The sequence below is a fragment of the Pseudomonas sp. NyZ480 genome (genome assembly GCF_029537255.1).
GTDB classification, from domain to species: Bacteria; Pseudomonadota; Gammaproteobacteria; order Pseudomonadales; family Pseudomonadaceae; genus Aquipseudomonas; species Aquipseudomonas taiwanensis.
Map to the genome: position 1 here is coordinate 3401487 of NZ_CP120626.1, position 21340 is coordinate 3422826.

The following is a 21340-nucleotide window of genomic DNA, read 5'->3' on the forward strand; positions in this document are numbered from 1 at the left end:
CGATACTGCGCCAGGACCTGGCACTGCAGGATCAGGGAGCCTTGCCCGTCAGCTCAGGATGGTAGGACCGGCGCACGACGCCGCCACAGGCAGATACAGCCAAGCCCCAGCACGCTCAGCCCCAACACCCCCAGCAGTGTGACCAACTCGCGGCTGTACCGGGCCACTTGCGCGGGAAACCCCACATACTCGCGGTAAACCTGCACATCGGCCAGGCCATCGGCATGGCTTATGCTGATACCGCCCTGGCGGATCTGGGCGTAGTCGGCATCGAAATACACCCAGACCTTGCACAGGCCACCCGGCTCGAGGGTGGGAATCTCGACCGTCGACGTCGAAACCTCGACGATGTTGTCGTTGCCCTGGGCATCGCGAACCTGTACCAGGCCCTTGGCCGGCAAGTTGACCTTCACGTTGCGCACCAGCGCATCGCCCGTGTTGCGTAGGTCGACCAGCAAACCGGTGCGGTGATCCACCAGGCCTGCCTCGAAGGGCTTGGCGAACAGTTGCGCATAAGGGGCCTGGGCCAGGTCGACCAGCTTGTCGACTTGCTCGTCGCTGAGCCCACCTTGGCCGATGCTGCGAATGCGCCGATGCAATTGCTCGTACTTGAGCAGCTCGCTGGCCTTGCTGATGCGCTCGCTGAACTGGCTTGGGTAAGTGAGATAGGCGTAGGTCAGCGTGGCCTCCAAACGCGGACGGCTCTTGAGGAACCCATAGGCCACCAGCACGACCAGCAGGCCAATCAGCACAGCGACCAGAAGCTTCCCGACTTTGTCCCAACTCAACGGTGTGTTTCCTTCAGCCAAGGCATGGACCATTCACGCGGTCCAAGGGTGCCAAGTTCGACGCCCCCAGGCAAGCGTTCAACGTGCCAGCAACACAGGCAGCGCTGCCAACCCGGACCAGGTCAGCACCACCGGCGAAACGCCGCCTCGCGGACGTCCAGCTACACCCGGGTACTCACGGCAAGCCAGCCCCTACAATGACCGGGCCACTGCTGCACCGTAGGGGCCAGCTTGCCGGTAAAGGCGTCAGGCAAACCGCTCGACCTGCGCAGGCGTACGACGCATGAGCACCTTGCCATTGCGCACCGACACCAAGGCATGCCCCTGGCTGCGAACCATTTCGTAGTCATCAGGCGCAGACAGCAGCAACAGGTTGGCCGGCCGCCCGACGTCGATGCCGTAGCGCTCGCCCAGGTTGAGGGTACGGGCGCTGTTGTCGGTGATCAGGTCCAGCCCGCGTTGCAGGTCTTCGTAGCCAAGCATATGGCAGATGTGCAGCCCGGCTTCGAGAATGCGCAGGATGTTGCCGTTGCCCAGCGGATACCACGGGTCGACGATCGAGTCCTGGCCGAAGCACACGTTCATGCCCGCACGGTCGATTTCGGCCACGCGGGTCAGGCCGCGGCGCTTGGGGTAGGTGTCGAAGCGACCTTGCAGGTGGATGCTCTCGGTTGGGCACGACACGAAGTTGATGCCCGACAGCTTGAGCAGGCGGAACAGCTTGGAGCAGTAGGCGTTGTCGTAGGACCCCATGGCCGTGGTATGGCTGGCGGTGACCCGTGCCCCCATGTGCCGCACACGGGCCTCCTCGGCCAGTACCTCGAGAAAACGCGACTGTGGGTCGTCGGTTTCGTCGCAGTGCACGTCCACCAGGCAGCCGGTACGCTCGGCCAGGTCCATCAGGAATTTCACCGATGACACCCCTTGATCACGGGTGTTTTCAAAATGCGGTATGCCGCCGACCACATCGGCACCGATGGCCACCGCCTCCGTCATCAAGGCCCGGCCATTGGCATACGACTCGATGCCCTCCTGGGGGAAGGCAACGATTTGCAGGTCGATCAGGTGACGCACCTCTTCGCGCACTTCGACCATGGCCTTGAGCGCAGTGAGCTTGGGGTCGGTCACATCCACATGGGTACGCACGTGCTGGATGCCATGGTTCACCAGCATGTCGATGGTCTTTTTCGAGCGGTGCTTGATGTCGTCGTGGGTGGTGATTTCCTTGCGCTCGGCCCAGCGCTCGATACCCTCGAACAAGGTACCGCTCATGTTCCACTTCGGCTCACCGGCGGTAAGGGTGGCATCCAGGTGAATGTGCGGCTCGACGAAGGGGGCTACCACCAGGTTCTGCTTGGCGTCCAGGTCATCGGGGCTGCCGAGCGCCGCCACATCGGCCTGTGGCGCGATGGCTGCGATGCGGTCGCCGTTCAGTTCGATGCGAAACAGGCCCGACTTGCCACGCAGACGTGCATTGATGATGTTCATGACATTACTCCTTGCCTTGGGCTTCGCTCATGCGCCATACCAGCATGGCGACCGAAGCGTTCATACGAAACAGCGGGTCGTCCAGAGACTGCCCGCTCAGTTGTTCGATGCGTTGAATTCGTTGGTTGATGGTATTGCGGTGCAGGCCCAGACGCTGGGCAGCCTTGAGGCCATTGCCATTTTCCTTGAGCAGCGCATCGAGGGTATGCACCAGCATATGGGGCTGCTTGCGACCAGATGCGATCAGCGGGCCCAAGGTTTGCGCGACGAAGTCGTCGATCAGTGAACGGTCGGCGATGCCCTGCAGCAGGCGCAGCACGCCCAACTCGCTGAAGTCGCAGAAGCCCGTGACCGGGCGCAGGTTCTGCGCCACCTCCATGGCCTGACGTGCTTCGTTGAGCGCCTGGCGATAGTGGGCGCAATCTTCGGCCAGGCTCGACAAGCCCATGGCAAGACTCAGCTCCCCTGCCGCAGCGGCCAACTGCCGGTGCAGCGCGGCCAGGGTGACCTGCAAGTCCGGCGCATCCGCCAGCAACAACACGAACAGGTCGCCCGGCAACTGCGCCGTCACCGTCCCCGGGCGGCCATGGCACCAGGCCTCCAGCCGATCTTCCAGCGCCTGGCGGATGCCCTGCCACACCCGCTCGCCCTGGGCCAGCCCGTGGCGTTCGAACAGGCTATCGACGCCAGACAAGCGCAGCGCAACCAGGCGGCGTGGCGCGTCCAACGCCAGGGCCAGGTGCGTGGCCCGCTGTCGGGCGATGGCCAGGCTCGGGTAATCGCCGGTCAGCAACTGGCCGAGGATGTCGTTGCGCGAGCGCCGCACCTGGGTCATCTGAACCAGAGCCGTGCCGATCAAGTGGGTAACGACCACCATCTTCAGCGCGTAAGGCTGTTCGATCAGTGGCAGCCCCAGCTGCTCGGCCCGCTCGATCACCGCCGGCGGAATACGTTGGATGAAGCTGCCGCCAGTCAGGATCACCATACCGGCAATACCCACGGCGTCGCCGTCTTCCACCAGGCTCAGCAAGTTGGCCTCACCGCGAGGGTGATTGATCCCGGTAACGAACACCAACTCGCCGCCCATCACCCACTCGGCGATACCTTCGTTTTCCGCCACATACGGCCAACGCACGCGCCGTTGCAGATTGCGCGCGCCCGCACGAACGGTCATTTCCTGCAGGCCTGGCAGGTGAAGGATTTCGTCAAGCGCCAGGCTCACGGTTCGACACCTGCCTGCCCCAGTGCCCGGCGCTGGCCGCTCAGTTCAAGCATGACGATGTAGCACAGGGCCGAGGCGCCGATGCCTACCAGTGGCGCGACCCACGGCGACGCATAGGCCAATACCGCGCCGACCGCATAGGCGAACAGCCCCATCAGGTTGTAGCGGGGCAGGTTCACACTGGCCAACGCAGGGTACTTGCCGCGGTGGCGGTACCAGAAGTCGGCCATGATCACCCCACCCACCGGCGGGATGATCGAACCGAGCAATACCAGGAACGGAATCAGCATTTCGTACATGCCGCCAATGGCCAGCACGATCCCGACGCCTGCCGCCACCAGTGTCGCCGTGCGGCGGCGTTCGCTGCGCAGCAGGTGGCACGCGGCTGCCGACACGTTGTAGATGGTGGGCCCCTGAATGGTCCATAGGTTCAGGCACAGCATCACCACTGCGGCGAACGACAGGCCCTGCAGCATCATCACCTCGACGATGTCGGCTTGCTGGTAGACCATGGCGCACCAGGCCCCCGCCACCACCATCAACCCGTTGCCGAGCAAAAACGCGACGACGCTGGCGACTACCGCCACCCGTCCGCTGCGCGCCAGGCGGGTCCAGTTGGTGGCCTGGGTGGCACCACTGGCGAACGTGCCAAAGACCATGGTCACTGCCGCTGAAAAGGTCAGGCTTTCATGGGGTACCACTGCAGCCAGCCCGGCAAAGCCACCGGCATCGCGAGTGGCGATGTACATCGAGATCACCAGCAGCGCGAACATCAGCGGCACCGACACCCGCGACAACAGGTCCAGCCCTTTGAAGCCGATGATGGCGGTGATGCTGAAGCCCAGACCGAACAGCACCATCAACGGCATCGTGTAACCTTCCGCCAGCCCCAGCAATTTGACCAGCACGATCGCCACGGTGGCAGTGCCCCATGCATACCAACCCAGCTCGGCAAAGCCCAGCAGAAAGTCGGACAACCGGCTGCCCGCCTCACCGAAGCAGAAGCGCCCCATCAGTACGGTATTCAGCCCGCTGCGCGAGGCGATGAATGCCAGGGCTGCGGCATACAGGGCCAGTAAGGTGTTGCCGATGGCGGCGACCCACAGCATGTCGACAAAGTTGAAGGCCATGCCAAGCTTGCCGCCGGCGAACATCGTGCCGGTGAAGAAGGTAAAGCTGAACAGGACCATGGCAATGGGCAACAGGCCCTTGCGGGAGGTCTGAGGGGCTTCGGACAGCGGGAATTCGGTGGGTGAGCTCATTGCACGGTGCTCCGGGTTGTAGGTGGGAGCAGGCAGAGCAATATGCGGGCCGCTTTTGCACCGGCTGAAAAGGCAAAAATAGCGGGCGAACGGCACAAGCGCCAATGTGCATCATGCACACTCAAAAGCCAACGTTGTCGATTCAATGTGTGCGCCGTGACTTAATTTGAGGCGGTTGTGCACCAAGACGGAACAGGGCTGGGTAGTTTCCACCCAGCCCATGCATCAGCGTGTTCTGCGCAGTTTTTCTGCCTTGAGCCTGCGATAGACAGCCATCAATGGCCGGAACACCGCCAGGCGGTCAAAGATCGAGAGCGCATGCAGGTCGGTGCGCGAAGGACGCTGGTAGCCAAGGTTCCAGGTGTAATAGTACGCCTGGATGTCCTTGCGGGTTCGAATCAGGGTATTGAGGGCCGCGTCGTAGTGCATCGGCCCGCCATCCGGGTGACCGGGGGGGCGTTCGAGAATCTGGGTGAGGAAGTCCCGCAGCTTGGCAACGCTCTTGCCGTTCACGGCATAGAAATGGGACAGGTGAATCGGTCGGTCGACCACCTCCCAACCGGGTGTATCCGAGTTACCTTCATAGGGGTGACCGAGGTAGGCGATGTCCCAATCCATGCCCTGCAACGACTCGATGGCCTGTTTGCCGAACGCGGCGATGCGCCGGGAAAACTGGATATCATCCTCCATGATCAGGATGTTCTTCACATTCAGGCGCATCGCTTCTTCGAGGATGTGCAGATGGCTGAGAAAGCAGCCTCTGGCGCCGATGCTGGGAAACCCCTCCTGCGCCGTGGGCGTAACCGCGGCGAAGAAGCCTATCTTGTCGTCGTCGATATGGAAGCCATTGCGGGCGAACTCGGCTTCGGTTTCCACCCGACGGTCCGTCCGGTACGGGATATTGATGATTCTGGTTCGATCAAAGTAGTCGATCACATTCATCGGTCAGGTCCTTGGGCAACGACTCAGGCGAACAACTGGGTGACGAACTCTCCACACAAGGCACCAATCACCATCACCGGCAAGACCACCAGCTCACGCTTGATGCTCAACATGCCCAGTTGGTGGCTGACCTTGAAGATCAGGATGAGGGTGAAGAAGCTATGCAGGGCCACGCCCCATAGCGCATAGGTCACGCCGCCAATGGCCAACAGCAGCGGCATCAAGGTGAACAACGCCACGACCCGGATGATGTTGTCCATGGCCATGTACTTGGTGAGCCCCAGGGCCATCCAGATTTGCTGGGTCAGGCCATAACGGAGCGTGAACAGCGACAACGACAGGATCGCCATCATCTGCCCCGCGTTGGCATAACGATCATCGTACAGCCAGTGGATGATCAGCGGGCTGGCGGTGAACAGGAAGCCACAGGTGAACAAGGTCAGCACATCGAAAATCAGCCTGAAGCGCCAATACAGTCGACGCAGACGTTCTTTGTCGCCACTTCTGGCCGCCTCGCTGAAGGCCGGCAGCGCGACGGCGCCGGCCAGGCGCTGCAGGCTAAGGGTGAATGCCTGCAGGATACCCACGGCAATCGAGTAGACCCCCAGTTGAGCCACTGTCATGCTGCCACCGAACCAGATGCGATCGCCTTGCATGGCCAGCACGCCAACGGCGGACGACAGCAGCACCCAACGGCCGTAACTGACGATCTCGCGCAGCGCTTCCGGGTCCCATTGCGGACGGTCCTTGTGCCCTGGGAACATCACGTGGCTGAGCACGGTGGTGACCAGGGTACTGACCAGGCCCGCGGCCACCAACGCCCAGATGGAACGGGTGAGGTAACCGATAACCAGCATCACCAGCAGACCGGCGATTTGCGAAACCAGCTCGACCACGACCACTTTCTTTTGCTGGAACGCACGAACGGCCACGTCCATCTTGGTCGATTGGAAGGCGAAGATGATCGCGAAGAAGCCTGTTATGGCCAGCACACCGGGCAGTTCCGGGGCAGCATAGGTGGAGTGCGCCGGCCACAGTTCCAGATGTTGGCTGAACCAGGAGCACAGCGCGATCAATTCCATCACGACGAACAGCACCATGCCGCGAATGATCTGCACCGACCAGACCGTGTTGAGGAACAGCGGCTCCTCGCCGCGCGCGCTCTGGACGATGTTCTGCCGCAAGCCGACATCGGACAGTAACAGCAACAGCACCGACACCGTGGTGGCGATGGCCATCAGGCCGAACATCTCCGGCACCAGCAACCGGGTGATGATCAGGTTGCCGCCTAATCGGATGACTTGTGAAGCCACGATGGACCCGATGTTCAGGGCCCCTGCCACCAGCACGCGTTTGCGAAGGCTTTGCGGGGACGACAACTCGATCGTAGGCATGGCACCATCCCTGATCTGGTTTTTTAGACGTTACTATAGTCTCAATCTGCCATGCCGCTAGGGCGCCCGTCGCGCCCCACCAACGACGCCAGCCAGGCCGACCCGTGTGAACCCTGCACGGATCTCTGCCCTTGACCTGACCTGCACCTACTACGAAACGCGACGAGCGGGCCGAGACTAGAACGGCAGCGCCATCACCACAATGGCTTGGGGGCTGGAAACACCACCTTTGGGAAATGGACTACAAGATTTCCGCCCAGTCGTGACTTAACGATTCGCCTGAAACCCCGGCGACCGATCGAGGGCATACCCTGGGACCTGTGTTCGCAGACCACGGCAAACGCAGGTCTGCGCAGTGTCGATGGCAGATATGCCACTTCGCCATCAGCGCTGTACGGAGGGCCCAAGAAGCGGTGATAGCAAATGGCCTGCTGAAAAGCCTTATAGCGCCTGTCCTAGGAAAGTGAGTACCATGGCCATTTTGCCACATACCCCAGCGTAGAATCGCGCTAGCCATGGCCATCATCCAAGGAGGGAGCTCATGAGATCCGTACTCGTCCTCGCCGCATTCGCGAGCCTGTTCAACACTGCTGCCTGGGCACAATCCGGCACGTCCGAACCTGCCCCAGCCTGGCCGAAAGAGCCAAGCGCGTTCCTGGGCATCGACATCGAAGGCAACTTCATGGAGCAGGTACCGACCTGTCCAGCCTTGCCCGCCAGCCCGGCCAGCCTCTGCCGTGTGGCCACCGCCACTGCCGATCGCTTCGAAGTTCGCGGGCTGCCGTATCTGCCGATTTCTCCAGGCTATGAGCTGGTGGTGGTCGCACCCAACGGCAAGATCAAAGAGCTGGTGTTCAGCGGCAATGCCAACAGCCTGTACCTGGTCAGTGAAATGCTCACCGAAGATTTCGGCGAACCCGGCGAGCGCACCAACCATTGGGTCAAACTGTCCTCCGGTGCTTCCTACCAGACCGAAGTGTACAAATGGCAAGGCCAGAAAGTGGGCATGCGCTTCCAGCGCCAGGAAAACGACCTGGGTCGCTATGCGGTCACCGTGTCTACCCTGGCGGGGGACGATGTGATCGCCGACGACGATGTCGACACCCGCAGCGTGCCTTCTGAGATCACTACCAATAGCCAGGACGAGAGCACTTCGACGCTCTGACGGCAGTGGCGCGGCCCAGGCGCCAAAACCGTTACCCGCTCACTTTGCGCAGACGAACTGCTCCACGGCAGGTACGGCATCCGTCGCGATGCGCCGGGCGCGCCCGACACCCCAGGCCAAGGCCCGGGTCATGGACTCTCCCGGCCGTGACTGCACCGATTCTTCGTGAATGGGCATACCCGAGGGGGCATAGACGCCGATGAACATTTGGGTACCACCGGCTGGCGACAGCCTGACCTGCACGTCGATGAGCGTGCCGTCATTGAGGGTTTCGTCATGAGTGCGATGGTGAAGCGTCGGGTCAGCCCAGGCCCAGAAAACATCACCGCGCATTTTCATGCCACTCTCCTACGACTTTAGTCTTATATGGGTGGTGTAATGCCACCATAGACAAAGCACGTCGGTAATCAACCGCGAAGACCCTTTTTTTGATTCAATCGGACAGCCGGACAAGAAGCTCGGGCCTGCTACTTGCCCTGTAGAAATGCCCCCACAGTCCGTCTTCAGGAGAGGCCCCAATGCCCTACCCCATCGAACAGAAACTGGTCGTTGGCGTCGCCTCCAGCGCCCTGTTTGACCTGACCGTGTCGGATACCATCTACCAGGACGATGGCATGGAGGCGTACCGCCTGCATCAGGAGCAGAATCTGGACGTTCCCTTCCCCAAGGGTGTGGCGTTCCCTTTCATCCGCCGCTTCCTGAGCATCAACAAAGCCTTCCCCGAGCAATTGCCGGTTGAAGTGGTGTTGCTGTCGCGCAACTCGCCAGAAACCGGCCTGCGGGTATTTCGCTCGATCGACCATTACGGCCTGGACATCACCCGCGCAGCGTTCATGTCCGGCCGCTCGCCCTACGAATACATTCCTGCCTTCAACGCATCATTGTTCCTGAGCGCCCATGAAGGCGATGTGCAACGGGCCATCGACGCCAACTATCCCGCCGGTCTGGTACTGCCCACACGCATCTACGATGACGAGATCGACACCGAACTGCGGGTAGCCTTCGACTTCGATGGCGTGATTGCCGATGACGAGGCTGAAAGCGTGTACAAGCAGCGGCTGGACCTCTCCGAGTTCCAGGCCCATGAGCATGCGCGCAAGGCCGTCCCTCACCAGCCGGGGCCGTTGGCCGACCTTTTCCGCAAGCTGTCGCACATTCGCACGCTGGAAGACCGTAAACTGGCACAGGACCCGGGCTACCAGCGCATTCTGCGCATCGCCATCGTCACCGCGCGCAATGCGCCTTCCCATGAACGGGTAGTGACGACCCTGAAGACCTGGGGCGTTTCTCCGGACGAGTCATTCTTTCTGGGCGGCATGGAGAAGGGCCGGGTATTGTCCATCCTACGGCCGCACATGTTCTTCGATGACCAGCGCAGCCATCTGACCTCGGCGGCGGGGAACCTGCCAATGGTGCATGTACCGTTCGGGGTGGCTAACCAAGTGCCAACCCTCAGGTTCACTCCACCCGACGCGCATCCCGACGCACCGCCTGCGGGGGAACGCCAAAAACCCGCATGAATACCTCACGCAGGTGACGCCGGCCCCTGCCCTCCCGTTACCCTGGCCACCACATCCAGGCAATGACGGCTCCTGTTCGATCATTGCCGTGCGGCCTCCAGCCTCAGGCTCTCCACCGGCTCGCCCCCGCTACGCTGACATTAAAGCCAATCGAATGCCGAAGCACCCGTCGCAGCCGGCAGGTGCTGCAGCGGATGCGCGCAGCCCTCGCCCAATCCGACACGCAAGACTTTCGCCAAAACGACGAAAGTCTTGCGGTGATTACCCTGTTTCTGCATCAGACCAACATGGATAGCCTGACATCACGTCTGAACCTCTGTGAAGGAAAAACCCCATGAAAGCCATCGTCTTCAGCCAGCCCGGCTTGCCGATCCAAGACCCGCAATCGCTGTACGAAACCACACTGCCCCAACCCACGCCTGGCCCACGCGACCTGCTGGTGGAGGTCAAGGCCATCGCCGTCAACCCGGTCGATACCAAGGTCCGCGCGCGCAGCAGCGGCCACGGCCCGCAAGTGCTGGGTTGGGACACTGTCGGCATCGTCCGCGAGGTGGGTGCCGACGTTTCGCTGTTCCGACCTGGCGACGAGGTGTTCTACGCTGGCGCAATCGACCGCCCTGGCAGCTACAGCGAATATCACCTGGTGGATGAGCGCATTGTCGGGCACAAACCCCGCACCCTTGACAACGCCAGCGCCGCCGCCCTGCCACTGACTTCCATCACCGCCTGGGAACTGCTGTTCGATCGGCTGGGTGTCAAGGAGAACGGCGGCAAAGGGCAAAGCCTGCTGGTGATCGGTGCCGCGGGCGGGGTCGGATCGATTCTCGTCCAGCTGGCTCGTCGGCTCACGCAACTGACCGTCATCGGCACCGCGTCGCGCCCGGAAACACAGCAGTGGGTGCAGGTAGCCGGGGCTCACCACGTGATCGATCACTCAGCACCGATCCCGCACCAGTTGGAAACGCAGCAACTGAGCCCGGTCGACTATGTGATCAGCCTGACCCACACCGACAGCTACCTTGAGCAGATCGTCGAAGCCCTGCGTCCCCAGGGCAAACTCGCACTGATCGATGACCCTGAACACCTCGACATCATGCCACTCAAGCGCAAATCGCTGTCTGTCCATTGGGAGCTCATGTTCACCCGATCGCTGTACCACACCGACGACATGATCAAGCAGCATCAGCTGCTCGAACGGGTCGCCCGGTTGGTCGACGAGGGTGTGCTGAAAACGACCCTGGGCGAACATTTCGGCAGAATCAGCGCAGAAAACCTCAAACGCGCCCATGCGCTGATCGAAAGCGGCAAGGCCAAGGGCAAGATCGTCCTGGAGGGATTCTGATAGCGGGTCAGTGCCCTGCGATGGACGTGTTGATGTAATGCTCACAACGCTCGGCCAGGAAGGTCCGCAACACCTGCAATGCGGGCGTGAGCGACGTGCGATGTGCGCATACCAATTGAAGCGGCGCTGGCTGGCCATGCTCGGGCGGGAAGATTTCCACCAACTTCCCCCTGCGTATGTCGTCCATGACGTCGAGCTTCGACTTGTACACCACGCCCAACCCGGCGACCGCCCAGCGTCTGACGATGTCAGCATCGTCACTGATGCGGTCGCCGGTTACCTGAAGGGTTTTCACTCCGTCAGGCGTGTGGAAATGCCAACGTTCGTAGGTTTGCTCACCCATGACATAGCGCAGACAGTTATGCCTGCTCAAGTCCTCCAGCGTCTGGGGCCGCCCGTGGCGGGCGATGTAGTCGGGAGACGCGCAGACGGTGCGGCGGTTGGAGGGTGACAGCATCAGCGACACCAGGCTCGAATCAGCGAGCTGCCCATAACGGATGCTGGCGTCCAACTGTTCGCCGAACAGATCGGCAACCTGATCACTGACACGCAGCTGCAAAAGAACCTGCGGGTGCAGTTGCTGAAACGCATCGAGCCATGGCAGCAGGACGTTGCGGCCCAGGTCCGATGGCATGGACAGGCGCAGCGGGCCGGCGATTTCATCGCGACCCTCGGTCAGTGCCAACTCGCCCAAATCCAGAGACTCCAGGGCCTGGCGGGCGTGAGGCAAATAGCGTACACCATCTTCCGAGAGGCGTAGCCGGCGAGTTGAGCGGATGAACAGCCTCACCCCCAGGCAGGTCTCCAGGCGCTGGATCGCGCCACTGGCCAGGGCCGGCGAAATGTCCAGCAACCTCGCGGCTGCGGAGAAGCTGCCGACCTCAGTGGTGGTGAGAAAGATCTGCAGGTCGTCGACGCGGGGGATTTTCTTCAAGGGTGCAAAGTCTGTGACGGAGGAAGAGAGGTTTCAGCGTAAAGGGAATGCTGAGCATTGGACAGCCACTGAGGATGATTCAGCGCGCCGGCCCTGGGCAAGCATCGAAATCGCTAGGCAAAAGATTTGGCCGCAGGTGCCTACACTGCTTGTACGAGGTAAACGGCAGACCGGCACCGCCGCCAAATGGTGCTTGAACCGCTCACGTCGAGGATAACTGCGCGAGGTGCTGCATGACCCTGATTCCCCATCTGTCTGGCAAGGCCAATGTGCTGGTATGCGGCGCAAGCCGGGGTATAGGGTTGGCGCTTTGCGAGGCGTTGTTGGCTCGCGAAGATGTTTCCCGGGTCTGGGCCGTGTCGCGCAACGCCACGCACGATGACAGGCTTGCGAAGCTCGGGCAGCTCAACAATCAACGCTTGGTGCCGATAGATTGCGACGCACGCGACGAGCAAGCGCTTGCGGCGCTTGCCGGACAGGTGGCGCGCGGTTGCGATCACCTTCACTTGGTCATCAGCACGCTGGGCATCCTTCATCAGGGCGGCGCAAAGGCAGAAAAATCGCTGGCGCAACTGGACCTGGCTGGCCTGCAGGCGAGCTTCGCCACCAATGCATTCGCGCCGATATTGTTGCTCAAACACCTGTTGGCGCTTTTACGAAAAGGGCCGACTACCTTCGCAGCGCTGTCGGCCAGGGTTGGCTCGATTGGCGACAATCGGCTGGGCGGTTGGTACAGCTACCGGGCGAGCAAGGCGGCGCTGAACCAGTTGCTGCACACGGCAAGTATCGAGCTCAAACGCCTGAACCCCGCAGCCACGATTCTGGCACTGCATCCGGGTACGACCGACACCGAGCTGTCGCGGCCGTTTCAAGGAGGGGTACCCGCTGGCAAACTCTTCGAGCCTGCGTTTTGCGCGCAGTGCCTGATCGAGCTAGTGGGACGGTTTGGGCCGCTGGACAGCGGAGGCTTCTGGGCATGGGATGGGCAAGCGATCGAGTGGTGAAGCCTTCGGGCAGGTTACCGGCGAGATCGCGGAAACGAAAAAAGGGCCCTAAGGCCCTTTTTTCACGACTTACAGATCCCATTGCGAAACCTGTAGATCTTTAATTTGGAGCGGGAAACGAGACTCGAACTCGCGACCCCGACCTTGGCAAGGTCGTGCTCTACCAACTGAGCTATTCCCGCGTCGTGATGGGTGCCATTCTAGCGATATCTAAAACGGCGTCAACCCCTTGATTCGAAAAAACTTTTATTTCTGCTCCGAGCCTTCGCGCAGATGCGGCCAGGCTGCCAGCAGGTAGTGTGCCATGGACCATAGGGTCAAGGCGGCCGCCACCAGCAGCAGTGCGTAGCCCAGGATCACCCAGAAAGTGACCAGCGGCGGGTTGGCCAGCAGAATCACAAGCGCCAGCATCTGCGCCGCAGTCTTCCACTTGCCGAGGTTGGACACCGCCACATGCGCCCTCGCCCCCAGTTCGGCCATCCACTCTCGCAGGGCCGACACCACGATTTCGCGACCGATGATCACCGCCGCTGGCAGAGTCAGCCAGAAGTTGGCGTGCACTTGCACAAGCAGCACCAGGGCCACGGCCACCATCAGCTTGTCGGCCACGGGGTCGAGGAAGGCGCCGAACGGCGTGCTCTGCTGCAGACGACGGGCCAGGTAGCCATCCAGCCAGTCGGTGGCGGCGGCGATGGCGAACACACTGCTGGCGGCTGCATAGCTCCAGTGATAGGGCATGTAGAACAGCAGAATGAAGATCGGAATGAGCAGGACGCGTAGAACGGTGAGCAGGTTTGGAATATTCATCGGTACGACTGGCTGCGGGTTGAGTCGGGCATTCTACTCGCTATGCAGGCTGGCATAAATCGACTCGGCAAGCTTTTTACTGATACCGGGCGCTTTGGCGATTTCATCGACACTGGCGCGGTTGAGCTCCTGCAGGCCGCCGAAGTGCTTGAGCAGGTCTCGACGCCGCTTGGGCCCTACCCCGGCCACATCCTCCAGGCTCGAAACGCGGCGAGCCTTGCCACGGCGGGCGCGATGCCCCGTGATCGCGAAACGGTGAGCCTCGTCGCGGATCTGCTGAATCAAATGCAGCGCCGGGTTGTCGCCCTTGAGGGTGAATTCATGGGCTACGTCGTTCAAATACAGGGTCTCGAAACCCGCCTTGCGGGTCACGCCCTTGGCCACACCGAGCAGGGTCAGGTCGGTGATGGCAAGTTCCTGCATCACCTCCCGGGCCATGTTCAGCTGGCCTTTGCCGCCGTCCACCAGCAACACATCGGGCAGCTTGCCTTCGCCGTCCTTGATACGGCCATAGCGCCGAGTCAGCGCCTGGTGCATGGCGGCATAGTCATCGCCAGCGGTCACGCCTTCGATGTTGAAGCGACGATAGTCGGACTTGAGCGGACCTTCCGGGCCAAACACCACGCAACTGGCCACGGTGGCCTCGCCGCTGGAGTGACTGATGTCGTAGCACTCCAAGCGCTGTGGCACTTCATCGAGCCCCAGCACCTGGGCCAACGCCTCGAAACGCGCAGCCATGTGCTGGCGGTTGGCCAGGCGGGCGTTGAGCGCCTGCTCGGCGTTGGTAACCGCCAACTGCTGCCAGCGGGCACGGGTGCCACGCACGCGATGACTGATCGCGAGCTCACGACCACGCAAGCTGTGCAAGGCCTCGCGGATCGCGTCGAAGTCCTCGTGCAGCACGTTGACGATCAGCTCGCCCGGCAACTCGCGCTCGGCATTGCCCAGGTAATACTGGGACAGGAACGCAGCCATCACATCAGCAACCTCTTCCTCGATGCCCACCTGAGGGAAGAAGTTCTTGCTACCCAACACCCGACCGCCGCGCACGCTGATCAGGTGCACACAGGCCCCACCGGGGTTGACGAAGGCGGCGACCACATCGACGTCGCCCGAGCCACCCTCCATGTATTGCTGGTCCTGCACCCGGCGCAACAGGGCTATCTGGTCCCGCAGCTCCGCGGCCCGCTCGAAATCGAGGGCCATGGCGGCCTTCTCCATCTCGGCATTGAGCTCGTTGCCCAACTGCTGACTGCGCCCCTCGAGGAACATCACCGAGTGGCGTACATCCTCGGCATACTCCTGTGCATCGACCAAGCCAACGCACGGCCCTTTGCAGCGCTTGATCTGATACTGCAGGCACGGCCGGGTACGGTTGGCGTAATAGCTGTCTTCGCATTGGCGTACCGAGAAGGCCTTCTGCAACAGGCTCAGGCTTTCACGGATAGCCCCTGCGCTGGGGTACGGACCGAAATAACGCCCCTTGGCCTTCTTCGCCCCACGGTGGATCCCCAAGCGGGGGAATTCGCCATCGGAGAGAAACACATAGGGGTAGGATTTATCGTCGCGAAGCAGAATGTTGTAGGGTGGTCGCCACTCCTTGATCAGGGTCTGCTCCAGCAACAATGCCTCGGTCTCGTTGGCGGTGATGGTGGTTTCGACCTGGGCGATGCGGCCTACCAAGGCAGCGGTCTTCGGCGCCAGCCCCGTCTTGCGGAAGTAGCTGGCCAAGCGTTTCTTGAGGTTCTTGGCCTTGCCCACGTAAAGCAGACGTGCCTCGGCATCGAACATCCGGTACACGCCCGGGCGGCCGCTGCAGGTTGCCAGGAATGCACTGGCATCAAAAATCTGGGACATGGGTCTTTACAGGCTTGCGTCGACCATACCGTGGCGAACGGCCAGCAACGTCAGCTCGACGTCGCTGGTGACGGAGAGTTTTTCGAAGATCCGATAGCGGTAAGTATTGACGGTCTTGGGCGACAGGCACAACTTGTCGGAGATGATCTGCACCTTCTGGCAACCGACGATCATCAGGGCGATCTGGATTTCCCGCTCGGACAGGGCATCGAAAGGCGACCCCTGGGGCTGGAAGGACTTGAGCGCCAGTTGCTGGGCAATCTGCGGGCTGATGTAGCGCTGCCCGGCGAAAGCCAGGCGAATGGCCTGGACCATTTCGTCCAGCCCTGCGCCTTTGGTCAGGTAACCGGCGGCGCCGGCTTGCATCAGGCGCGTGGGGAATGGGTCTTCTTCGCACACGGTCACTGCCACCACCTTGATGTCAGGGTGGCTACGCAACAGCTTGCGGGTGGCCTCCAGGCCACCGATCCCAGGCATTTTCACGTCCATCAGGACGACGTCCGGCTTGAGTTCGCGGACCTGCTTGAGCGCCGACTCGCCTGAATCCGCCTCGCCCACCACCTGCAAGCCGTCGATGTCGGCCAGCATGCGGGTAATACCGGTTCGTACCAGATCGTGATCGTCGACCACTAGGACCCTAATCAAGCACACACCTCGTCAACAGGGCGATTGGATCCCGCCACCTTAACAAAATTTTTCGTGGCGGACCTAGCGTAAAACTTCTGTCAGAAACGTCTGGCGCTGCTGCGCGGACGACCTTGCCGTTCCACGGGCGCAGTCTTGACCTGGTCACTGCCCCAGCATCCACCCGGATGCCCTGTGGCCGGAAGCCGGCAGTCAACGAAACCCAATAGCATCATGCGCAATTAGATATCTAAATGCCACTATGGCCCTCCCCTTCGATTGTCGCAACCCAGGGTTTCATCTGTATGCCACCACCGCCTGCCCCGACAATTAAATCAACGGGGAGGCAAATCCTTGAAAAGCAATCACACCAGCAGGGGAAGATCAATTAACCGGACATTCTCCGGCCCTTTTAGGCGTGGCGAAAACACCGCAAAAAGCCGAAAAGACGCAGATTTGACGTCATTTTACCGCCCCTTCAACAGCAAACAATTTTTTGACGCCTAACTATCATCAAACTTTAACTATTTGATTTTTAACGGTTTTATAAACTTAACGAGAAACCTTTTAGTTATTTTCAACTTTAAGAACACCAACACTTGCAGCAAAAATAAAAACCCCCTTAGGATGTAAATAGACAACTAAGAAACAGCCTGTTACGCCACTTCCGAGCGCGGCTAACTTCTGCGCGTCTGCCGATCGAAAACTAACCAAACTGAGTATCTCGGCCGGCGTTGCCGCGCCCGAGGAAGAGGGATCTATGAACATCAGTATCTTTGGACTTGGCTATGTAGGCGCAGTCTGCGCGGCGTGCCTGTCGGCACGTGGCCACACCGTGCTGGGGGTAGACATTTCTCCAGCGAAAATCGACCTCATCAACCAGGGCAAGTCGCCCATCGTCGAGCCTGGCCTCGAAGCGTTGCTGCTCGATGGCGTCAGCAAAGGCCGACTGCGTGGTACCACCGATGTCCAGGCCGCGATCTTCGCCACCGACCTTTCCCTGCTATGCGTCGGCACACCAAGCAAGAAGAACGGTGACCTGGACCTGGTATACATGGAAGCGGTCTGCCGCGAGATCGGCACGGCCCTGCGCGACAAGGCTGGCCGCCACACCGTGGTGGTACGCAGCACCGTGCTGCCGGGCACGGTGAAAAACGTGGTGATCCCGATCCTGGAAGCAGCTTCAGGCAAGAAGGCCGGTGAAGATTTCGGCGTCGCGGTGAACCCCGAATTCCTGCGTGAAAGCACCGCCATCAAGGACTACGACTTCCCGGCCATGACCGTGATCGGCGAGCTGGACAGCCAATCAGGCGACCTGCTGGCTTCACTGTACGAGGGCTTGGACGCACCGGTGATCCGCAAGTCGGTGGAAGTCGCCGAGATGATCAAGTACACCTGCAACGTCTGGCACGCCACCAAGGTCAGCTTCGCCAACGAGATCGGCAATATCGCCAAAGCCTCGGGCGTCGATGGCCGCGAGGTGATGGACGTGGTCTGCCAGGACTACAAGCTCAACCTGTCGCGCTATTACCTGCGCCCCGGCTTCGCCTTCGGCGGCTCGTGCCTGCCCAAGGACGTACGCGCCCTCACTTACCGCGCCAGCCAGTTGGACGTCGAGCACCCGCTGCTGGCGTCGATCATGGCCAGCAACCGCAACCAGGTGCAGAACGCCCTGGACCTGATCGAGCGCCAGGACAAACGCAAGATCGCCCTGCTCGGCCTGGCCTTCAAGGCCGGCAGCGACGACTTGCGCGAAAGCCCGTTGGTGGAACTGGCCGAGCGCCTGATCGGCAAAGGCTATGACCTGCGTATCTTCGATGCCAACGTCGAGTACGCACGGGTCTTCGGGGCTAACCGCGATTACATCGAATCGAAGATCCCTCACGTCTCCTCCCTGCTGCACAGCGACCTCGACCAGGTGATCGACGACGCCGAGGTCATCGTCCTGGGCAACAACGACGCACGCTTCGCCCAGGCCCTGGAGGCCAGTGATGGCAAACGGGTGATCGACCTGGTCGGTTTCATGCCCCAGACCAGCGACGCGCAACGTCAGGGCATCTGCTGGTAACCGGCAGCGTGCCTAACCCGCCGTCCCGTGGGAGTCGGCGGAGCCAGCGACGCAATTAGTTGCGTCCGGGGGCTGCTATGCAGCCCTTCGCAGGCTCCGCCAGCACCCACAAGCCCCGAGTTCCGTCGACGAAATCACCTTCGTTGATCGACATCGGGCACCCGACAACAGGAGTTGAAGCTACATGGATCGACAGCAACAGCATCCCTTCGAGGCACCCGGCTACCTGCGTGCAGGCGCCAGCTTCTTCGCCTGGGCATGCCTGGCCGGGCTGATCGCGCTGGCGTCGGAGATGGTCGCGCCGCAGTACCTGGACCCGAACCATCACCTGTTCATCTTCATCATCGGCACGCTGGGCATGTGGCGCTACGGTAACGCGGTCGTCCACTACGTGCGCGGCATGTACTTCCTGCACCTGAAGTTCCCACGCCTGCGCCGCCAGGTCGAACGCATGGGCGATGCGGCCCTGCCCTCGCACCTGTTCATGGTGGTGACCAGCTTCCGCATCCCGACCCTGACCACCTTCAAGGTCTACCAGTCGGTGTTCCAGGAAGTGCAACGGCTCAAGGTGCCCTGCACGGTGATCGCCTCGATTGTCGAGAAAGGCGACGAGACGTTCATCAAGGACATCCTGCGCAACGAGGTCAAGGACCGCGACGATATCAGGCTGGTGATCGTCCGTGCACGCGGCACCGGCAAGCGCGATGGCCTGGCCCACGCCTTCCGTGCCCTGTCCCGGCAGATGCCGCTGGACGATGCGGTGGTCGGCGTGGTCGACGGCGACACCATGATGCTGCCCAGCTGTGTGGAGCGCGCGGTCAAGCTGTTCGCCCTGCTGCCGAATGTCGGCGGGCTGACCACCAACGAGTTCTGCGAAGTCGAAGGCAGCCGCTGGATGCGTCAGTGGCACTCAATGCGCTTCGTGCAGCGGCATATCAACATGTGCTCCATGGCACTTTCGCACCGGGTCCTGACCCTCACCGGGCGGCTGTCGTTCTTCCGTGCCAGCGTGATGACCGACCCCGAATTCATCCGCGACGTCGAGGCCGACTTCCTCGAACACTGGCGTCTGGGCCGGTTCCAATTCCTCACCGGTGACGACAAGTCGAGCTGGCTGAGCCTGATGCGCGCCGGCTGGGACACCTTCTACGTGCCCGACAGCCACACCCTGACCGTCGAGCACCCGCCAAGCGACAGTTTCTGGGTCGCCACCCGCCAACTGATGTTTCGCTGGTACGGCAACTCACTGCGCCAGAACTTCCGCGCCACCGCCCTGCTCGGGCGTGCTCGCCTCGGGCTGTTCACCCTGTACGTCCTATTGGACCAGCGCATCTCGATGTGGACCTGCCTGATGGGCCTGACGGCTTCGGTGATGGCGGGGCTGATCTTCGGCATCCAGTACCTGCTGGTGTACCTGTTCTGGGTACTGCTCTCACGCAGCCTGGTGACCGTGCTGTTCGTCTTCGCCGGCCACCCGGTCAGCCCGATGTACCCCTTCGTTCTCTATTACAACCAGATCGTCGGTTCGCTGATGAAGGTCTACGCGATGTTCCACATGGACCAGCAAAGCTGGACGCGGCAGAAGACCACCCTGAGCACCGGCAACGTCGACTTCGATGCGACCCTCAACCGCTGGTCCTCGAAGGCGATGCTGTGCTCCTCGATCGCCATCTTCTTCGGGGTCATCACCGTTCTCCTCGAAGTTTCCCGATAACTCAACGCAACGTTAAGGAAAGGCGCCTGCACATGAGTAGCTCGAACATTCCCGTGGCCCCGGGCAAGACAGCGGCCAACATCGTTCATGAGGCGATCGACGAACGCCAGCATGTACGCACCCGCATGAACGCACGTGTGCGTTTATCCGCCGCAGGTCAGGCAGCGTTCGAAACGGCCCTGCAGGACATTTCCCTGGGAGGCATGGGCCTGCGTCACGAAACGCCGCTGAAGATCGGCGCGCTGTACGACGCCTCGATCCGCCTGCGCCTGAACCAGGTCGACCTGAGCATCGACAGCAAGATCCGCATCGTCTCGCAGCGCGGCAGCGAAGTGGGCGCGCAGTTCGTCGAGCTCGACGCACAGAAGCGCGACATCCTGCGCTACCTGATCAGCGCCTACCTGTCGGGTGAAATCGCCGACATCAATGGCCTGTTCAACGTCATGCAACGGGAAAACTACATCAAGGAGCGCAAGCAGAAGTACGCCACGGCACGTACCCCCGGTGCCCGCCTCAAGGCCTTTACCGGCACCCTGCTGTACACCGCCGCAGGCTTGGCGGCGCTGGCCTTCGTCGGCTACAAGGGTTACCTGTTGTTCTTCCGCATTCCGGCGGTCCAGGCGCAGGTGTCCACCCACGCCCAGGTCATCAGCATGCCCGACAACGGCTACGTGAAGTACCTGCTGCCTGCCGGCGCCACCGAAGTGCAAGCCGGCCAGCCGCTGGCCAACGTGTCCACCCAGCTGGCAACCAGCTTCACCAGCCCGGCCGACATGAAGGCAGTGGCCGACCTCGCCCCGGGCGATCTGCAAGCCTTGCTAGGCCGCGCCACCCTCGAAACGGTGATCAACAGCCCCTGCGACTGCCAGGTGTACTACCCGACCCAACGCCTGGATGGGTACGGCTACAAGGATGCGCCGCTGATGCACCTGCTGCCCAAGGACCAAGGGCTCTTCGTGCGCGCCAATGTGCCGTTCGACAAGCTGGCCGATGTCGACCGCGTGCGCTCGGTGGACATGCAGGTGTTCGGCCTGGACCAGCACTACAGCGGCAAGGTGGTCGATGCCCGGGTCGATGAAGTCAATCGCAACCTGGCCCTGACGATTCAGCCAGACAGCCCGCTGCCAGCCTCGGCCTATCAGAAGGCAGTCGCGGTCGACCTGTACCTTGGCCTGCCCTTTGGCCGTGCCAATTGAGCCTGTCGAGGAC

The 21340-nt window shown here is 61.5% G+C and carries 19 protein-coding genes, 1 tRNA gene and 1 pseudogene; 8 read left to right on the forward strand and 13 right to left on the reverse strand.

All coding sequences use genetic code 11. The annotated features are described in order from the left end of the window. Positions 1-53: 53 nt before the first annotated feature. From P3R38_RS15660 to P3R38_RS15685, 6 genes are all read right to left on the reverse strand, one after another. The gene (locus tag P3R38_RS15660; RefSeq protein WP_277686395.1) at positions 54-788 is read right to left on the reverse strand and encodes a hypothetical protein; all 735 of its coding nucleotides are present in this window, start codon (positions 786-788) and stop codon (positions 54-56) included. Between the two features lie 246 nt (positions 789-1034). After that, positions 1035-2276, reverse strand: coding sequence for a cytosine deaminase (gene codA / locus P3R38_RS15665; RefSeq protein WP_027908148.1), 1242 nt, complete (start codon positions 2274-2276; stop codon positions 1035-1037). A gap of 4 nt (positions 2277-2280) precedes the next feature. Beyond that, on the reverse strand, positions 2281-3498 hold the full coding sequence (locus tag P3R38_RS15670) for a PucR family transcriptional regulator (protein WP_104883494.1): 1218 nt from the start codon (positions 3496-3498) through the stop codon (positions 2281-2283). Beyond that, positions 3495-4760, reverse strand: coding sequence for a cytosine permease (codB, locus tag P3R38_RS15675; RefSeq protein ID WP_023381184.1), 1266 nt, complete (start codon positions 4758-4760; stop codon positions 3495-3497). The genes P3R38_RS15670 and codB overlap by 4 nt, the downstream gene beginning before the upstream one ends. Positions 4761-4985: 225 nt before the next feature. Then, on the reverse strand, positions 4986-5702 hold the full coding sequence (locus P3R38_RS15680; RefSeq protein WP_023381185.1) for a glycosyltransferase family 25 protein: 717 nt from the start codon (positions 5700-5702) through the stop codon (positions 4986-4988). A gap of 23 nt (positions 5703-5725) precedes the next feature. After that, positions 5726-7096: an oligosaccharide flippase family protein gene (locus P3R38_RS15685; RefSeq protein WP_277686396.1), complete on the reverse strand. Its 1371-nt coding sequence runs from the start codon at positions 7094-7096 to the stop codon at positions 5726-5728. 541 nt (positions 7097-7637) lie between these two features. On the opposite strand from P3R38_RS15685, the gene P3R38_RS15690 reads away from it, so the two are divergent. Continuing rightward, the gene (locus P3R38_RS15690) at positions 7638-8261 is read left to right on the forward strand and encodes a hypothetical protein (protein WP_277686397.1); all 624 of its coding nucleotides are present in this window, start codon (positions 7638-7640) and stop codon (positions 8259-8261) included. Positions 8262-8300: 39 nt separating this feature from the next. Here P3R38_RS15690 and P3R38_RS15695 read toward each other — a convergent pair whose 3' ends face one another. After that, positions 8301-8600: a hypothetical protein gene (locus P3R38_RS15695; protein ID WP_027908150.1), complete on the reverse strand. Its 300-nt coding sequence runs from the start codon at positions 8598-8600 to the stop codon at positions 8301-8303. 179 nt (positions 8601-8779) lie between these two features. Between P3R38_RS15695 and P3R38_RS15700 the strand changes: the two genes are divergently transcribed. Further along, positions 8780-9781 (forward strand): 5'-nucleotidase, encoded by a 1002-nt coding sequence (locus P3R38_RS15700; protein WP_023381188.1) that lies wholly within the window; start codon positions 8780-8782, stop codon positions 9779-9781. Here P3R38_RS15700 and P3R38_RS15705 read toward each other — a convergent pair. After that, positions 9720-9915 (reverse strand): annotated as a pseudogene (locus P3R38_RS15705) (GlxA family transcriptional regulator); the annotation flags it as partial. The gene P3R38_RS15700 and the pseudogene P3R38_RS15705 overlap by 62 nt on opposite strands. A gap of 60 nt (positions 9916-9975) precedes the next feature. On the opposite strand from P3R38_RS15705, the gene P3R38_RS15710 reads away from it, so the two are divergent. Both P3R38_RS15710 and P3R38_RS15715 read left to right on the forward strand, forming a co-directional pair. Then, entirely contained in the window at positions 9976-10119 is a 144-nt protein-coding gene (locus P3R38_RS15710) for a hypothetical protein (protein WP_277686398.1), read from the forward strand. Beyond that, entirely contained in the window at positions 10116-11123 is a 1008-nt protein-coding gene (locus tag P3R38_RS15715; RefSeq protein WP_277686399.1) for a zinc-binding alcohol dehydrogenase family protein, read from the forward strand. Before P3R38_RS15710 ends, P3R38_RS15715 begins: the two co-directional genes overlap by 4 nt. 7 nt (positions 11124-11130) lie before the next feature. On the opposite strand, the gene P3R38_RS15720 is transcribed toward P3R38_RS15715, so the two are convergent. Continuing rightward, positions 11131-12048: a LysR family transcriptional regulator gene (locus tag P3R38_RS15720; protein WP_277687226.1), complete on the reverse strand. Its 918-nt coding sequence runs from the start codon at positions 12046-12048 to the stop codon at positions 11131-11133. Between the two features lie 242 nt (positions 12049-12290). Here P3R38_RS15720 and P3R38_RS15725 point away from each other — a divergent pair, with 242 nt between their 5' ends. Next, on the forward strand, positions 12291-13061 hold the full coding sequence (locus P3R38_RS15725) for an SDR family NAD(P)-dependent oxidoreductase (RefSeq protein ID WP_277686400.1): 771 nt from the start codon (positions 12291-12293) through the stop codon (positions 13059-13061). A 106-nt stretch (positions 13062-13167) separates the two neighbouring features. Here P3R38_RS15725 and P3R38_RS15730 read toward each other — a convergent pair. The 4 genes from P3R38_RS15730 to uvrY form a co-directional block, all read right to left on the reverse strand. Beyond that, positions 13168-13243: transfer RNA gene (locus P3R38_RS15730), tRNA-Gly, on the reverse strand. 64 nt (positions 13244-13307) lie between these two features. Beyond that, positions 13308-13868 (reverse strand): CDP-diacylglycerol--glycerol-3-phosphate 3-phosphatidyltransferase, encoded by a 561-nt coding sequence (gene pgsA, locus P3R38_RS15735; RefSeq protein WP_023381192.1) that lies wholly within the window; start codon positions 13866-13868, stop codon positions 13308-13310. A 33-nt stretch (positions 13869-13901) separates the two neighbouring features. After that, entirely contained in the window at positions 13902-15725 is a 1824-nt protein-coding gene (gene uvrC / locus P3R38_RS15740) for an excinuclease ABC subunit UvrC (RefSeq protein WP_023381193.1), read from the reverse strand. A gap of 6 nt (positions 15726-15731) precedes the next feature. Continuing rightward, complete coding sequence (gene uvrY / locus P3R38_RS15745) at positions 15732-16370, reverse strand: UvrY/SirA/GacA family response regulator transcription factor (RefSeq protein WP_023381194.1); 639 nt, start codon at positions 16368-16370, stop codon at positions 15732-15734. Between the two features lie 739 nt (positions 16371-17109). On the opposite strand from uvrY, the gene P3R38_RS15750 reads away from it, so the two are divergent. The 3 genes from P3R38_RS15750 to P3R38_RS15760 all read left to right on the forward strand — a co-directional run bounded on the left by P3R38_RS15750 (position 17110) and on the right by P3R38_RS15760 (position 21327). Further along, positions 17110-18417 (forward strand): UDP-glucose/GDP-mannose dehydrogenase family protein, encoded by a 1308-nt coding sequence (locus tag P3R38_RS15750; protein WP_027908154.1) that lies wholly within the window; start codon positions 17110-17112, stop codon positions 18415-18417. Positions 18418-18601: 184 nt separating this feature from the next. Then, entirely contained in the window at positions 18602-20131 is a 1530-nt protein-coding gene (locus tag P3R38_RS15755) for a glycosyltransferase (protein ID WP_277686401.1), read from the forward strand. A 32-nt stretch (positions 20132-20163) separates the two neighbouring features. After that, on the forward strand, positions 20164-21327 hold the full coding sequence (locus P3R38_RS15760) for a PilZ domain-containing protein (protein ID WP_104881506.1): 1164 nt from the start codon (positions 20164-20166) through the stop codon (positions 21325-21327). The last annotated feature ends 13 nt before the right edge of the window (positions 21328-21340 follow it).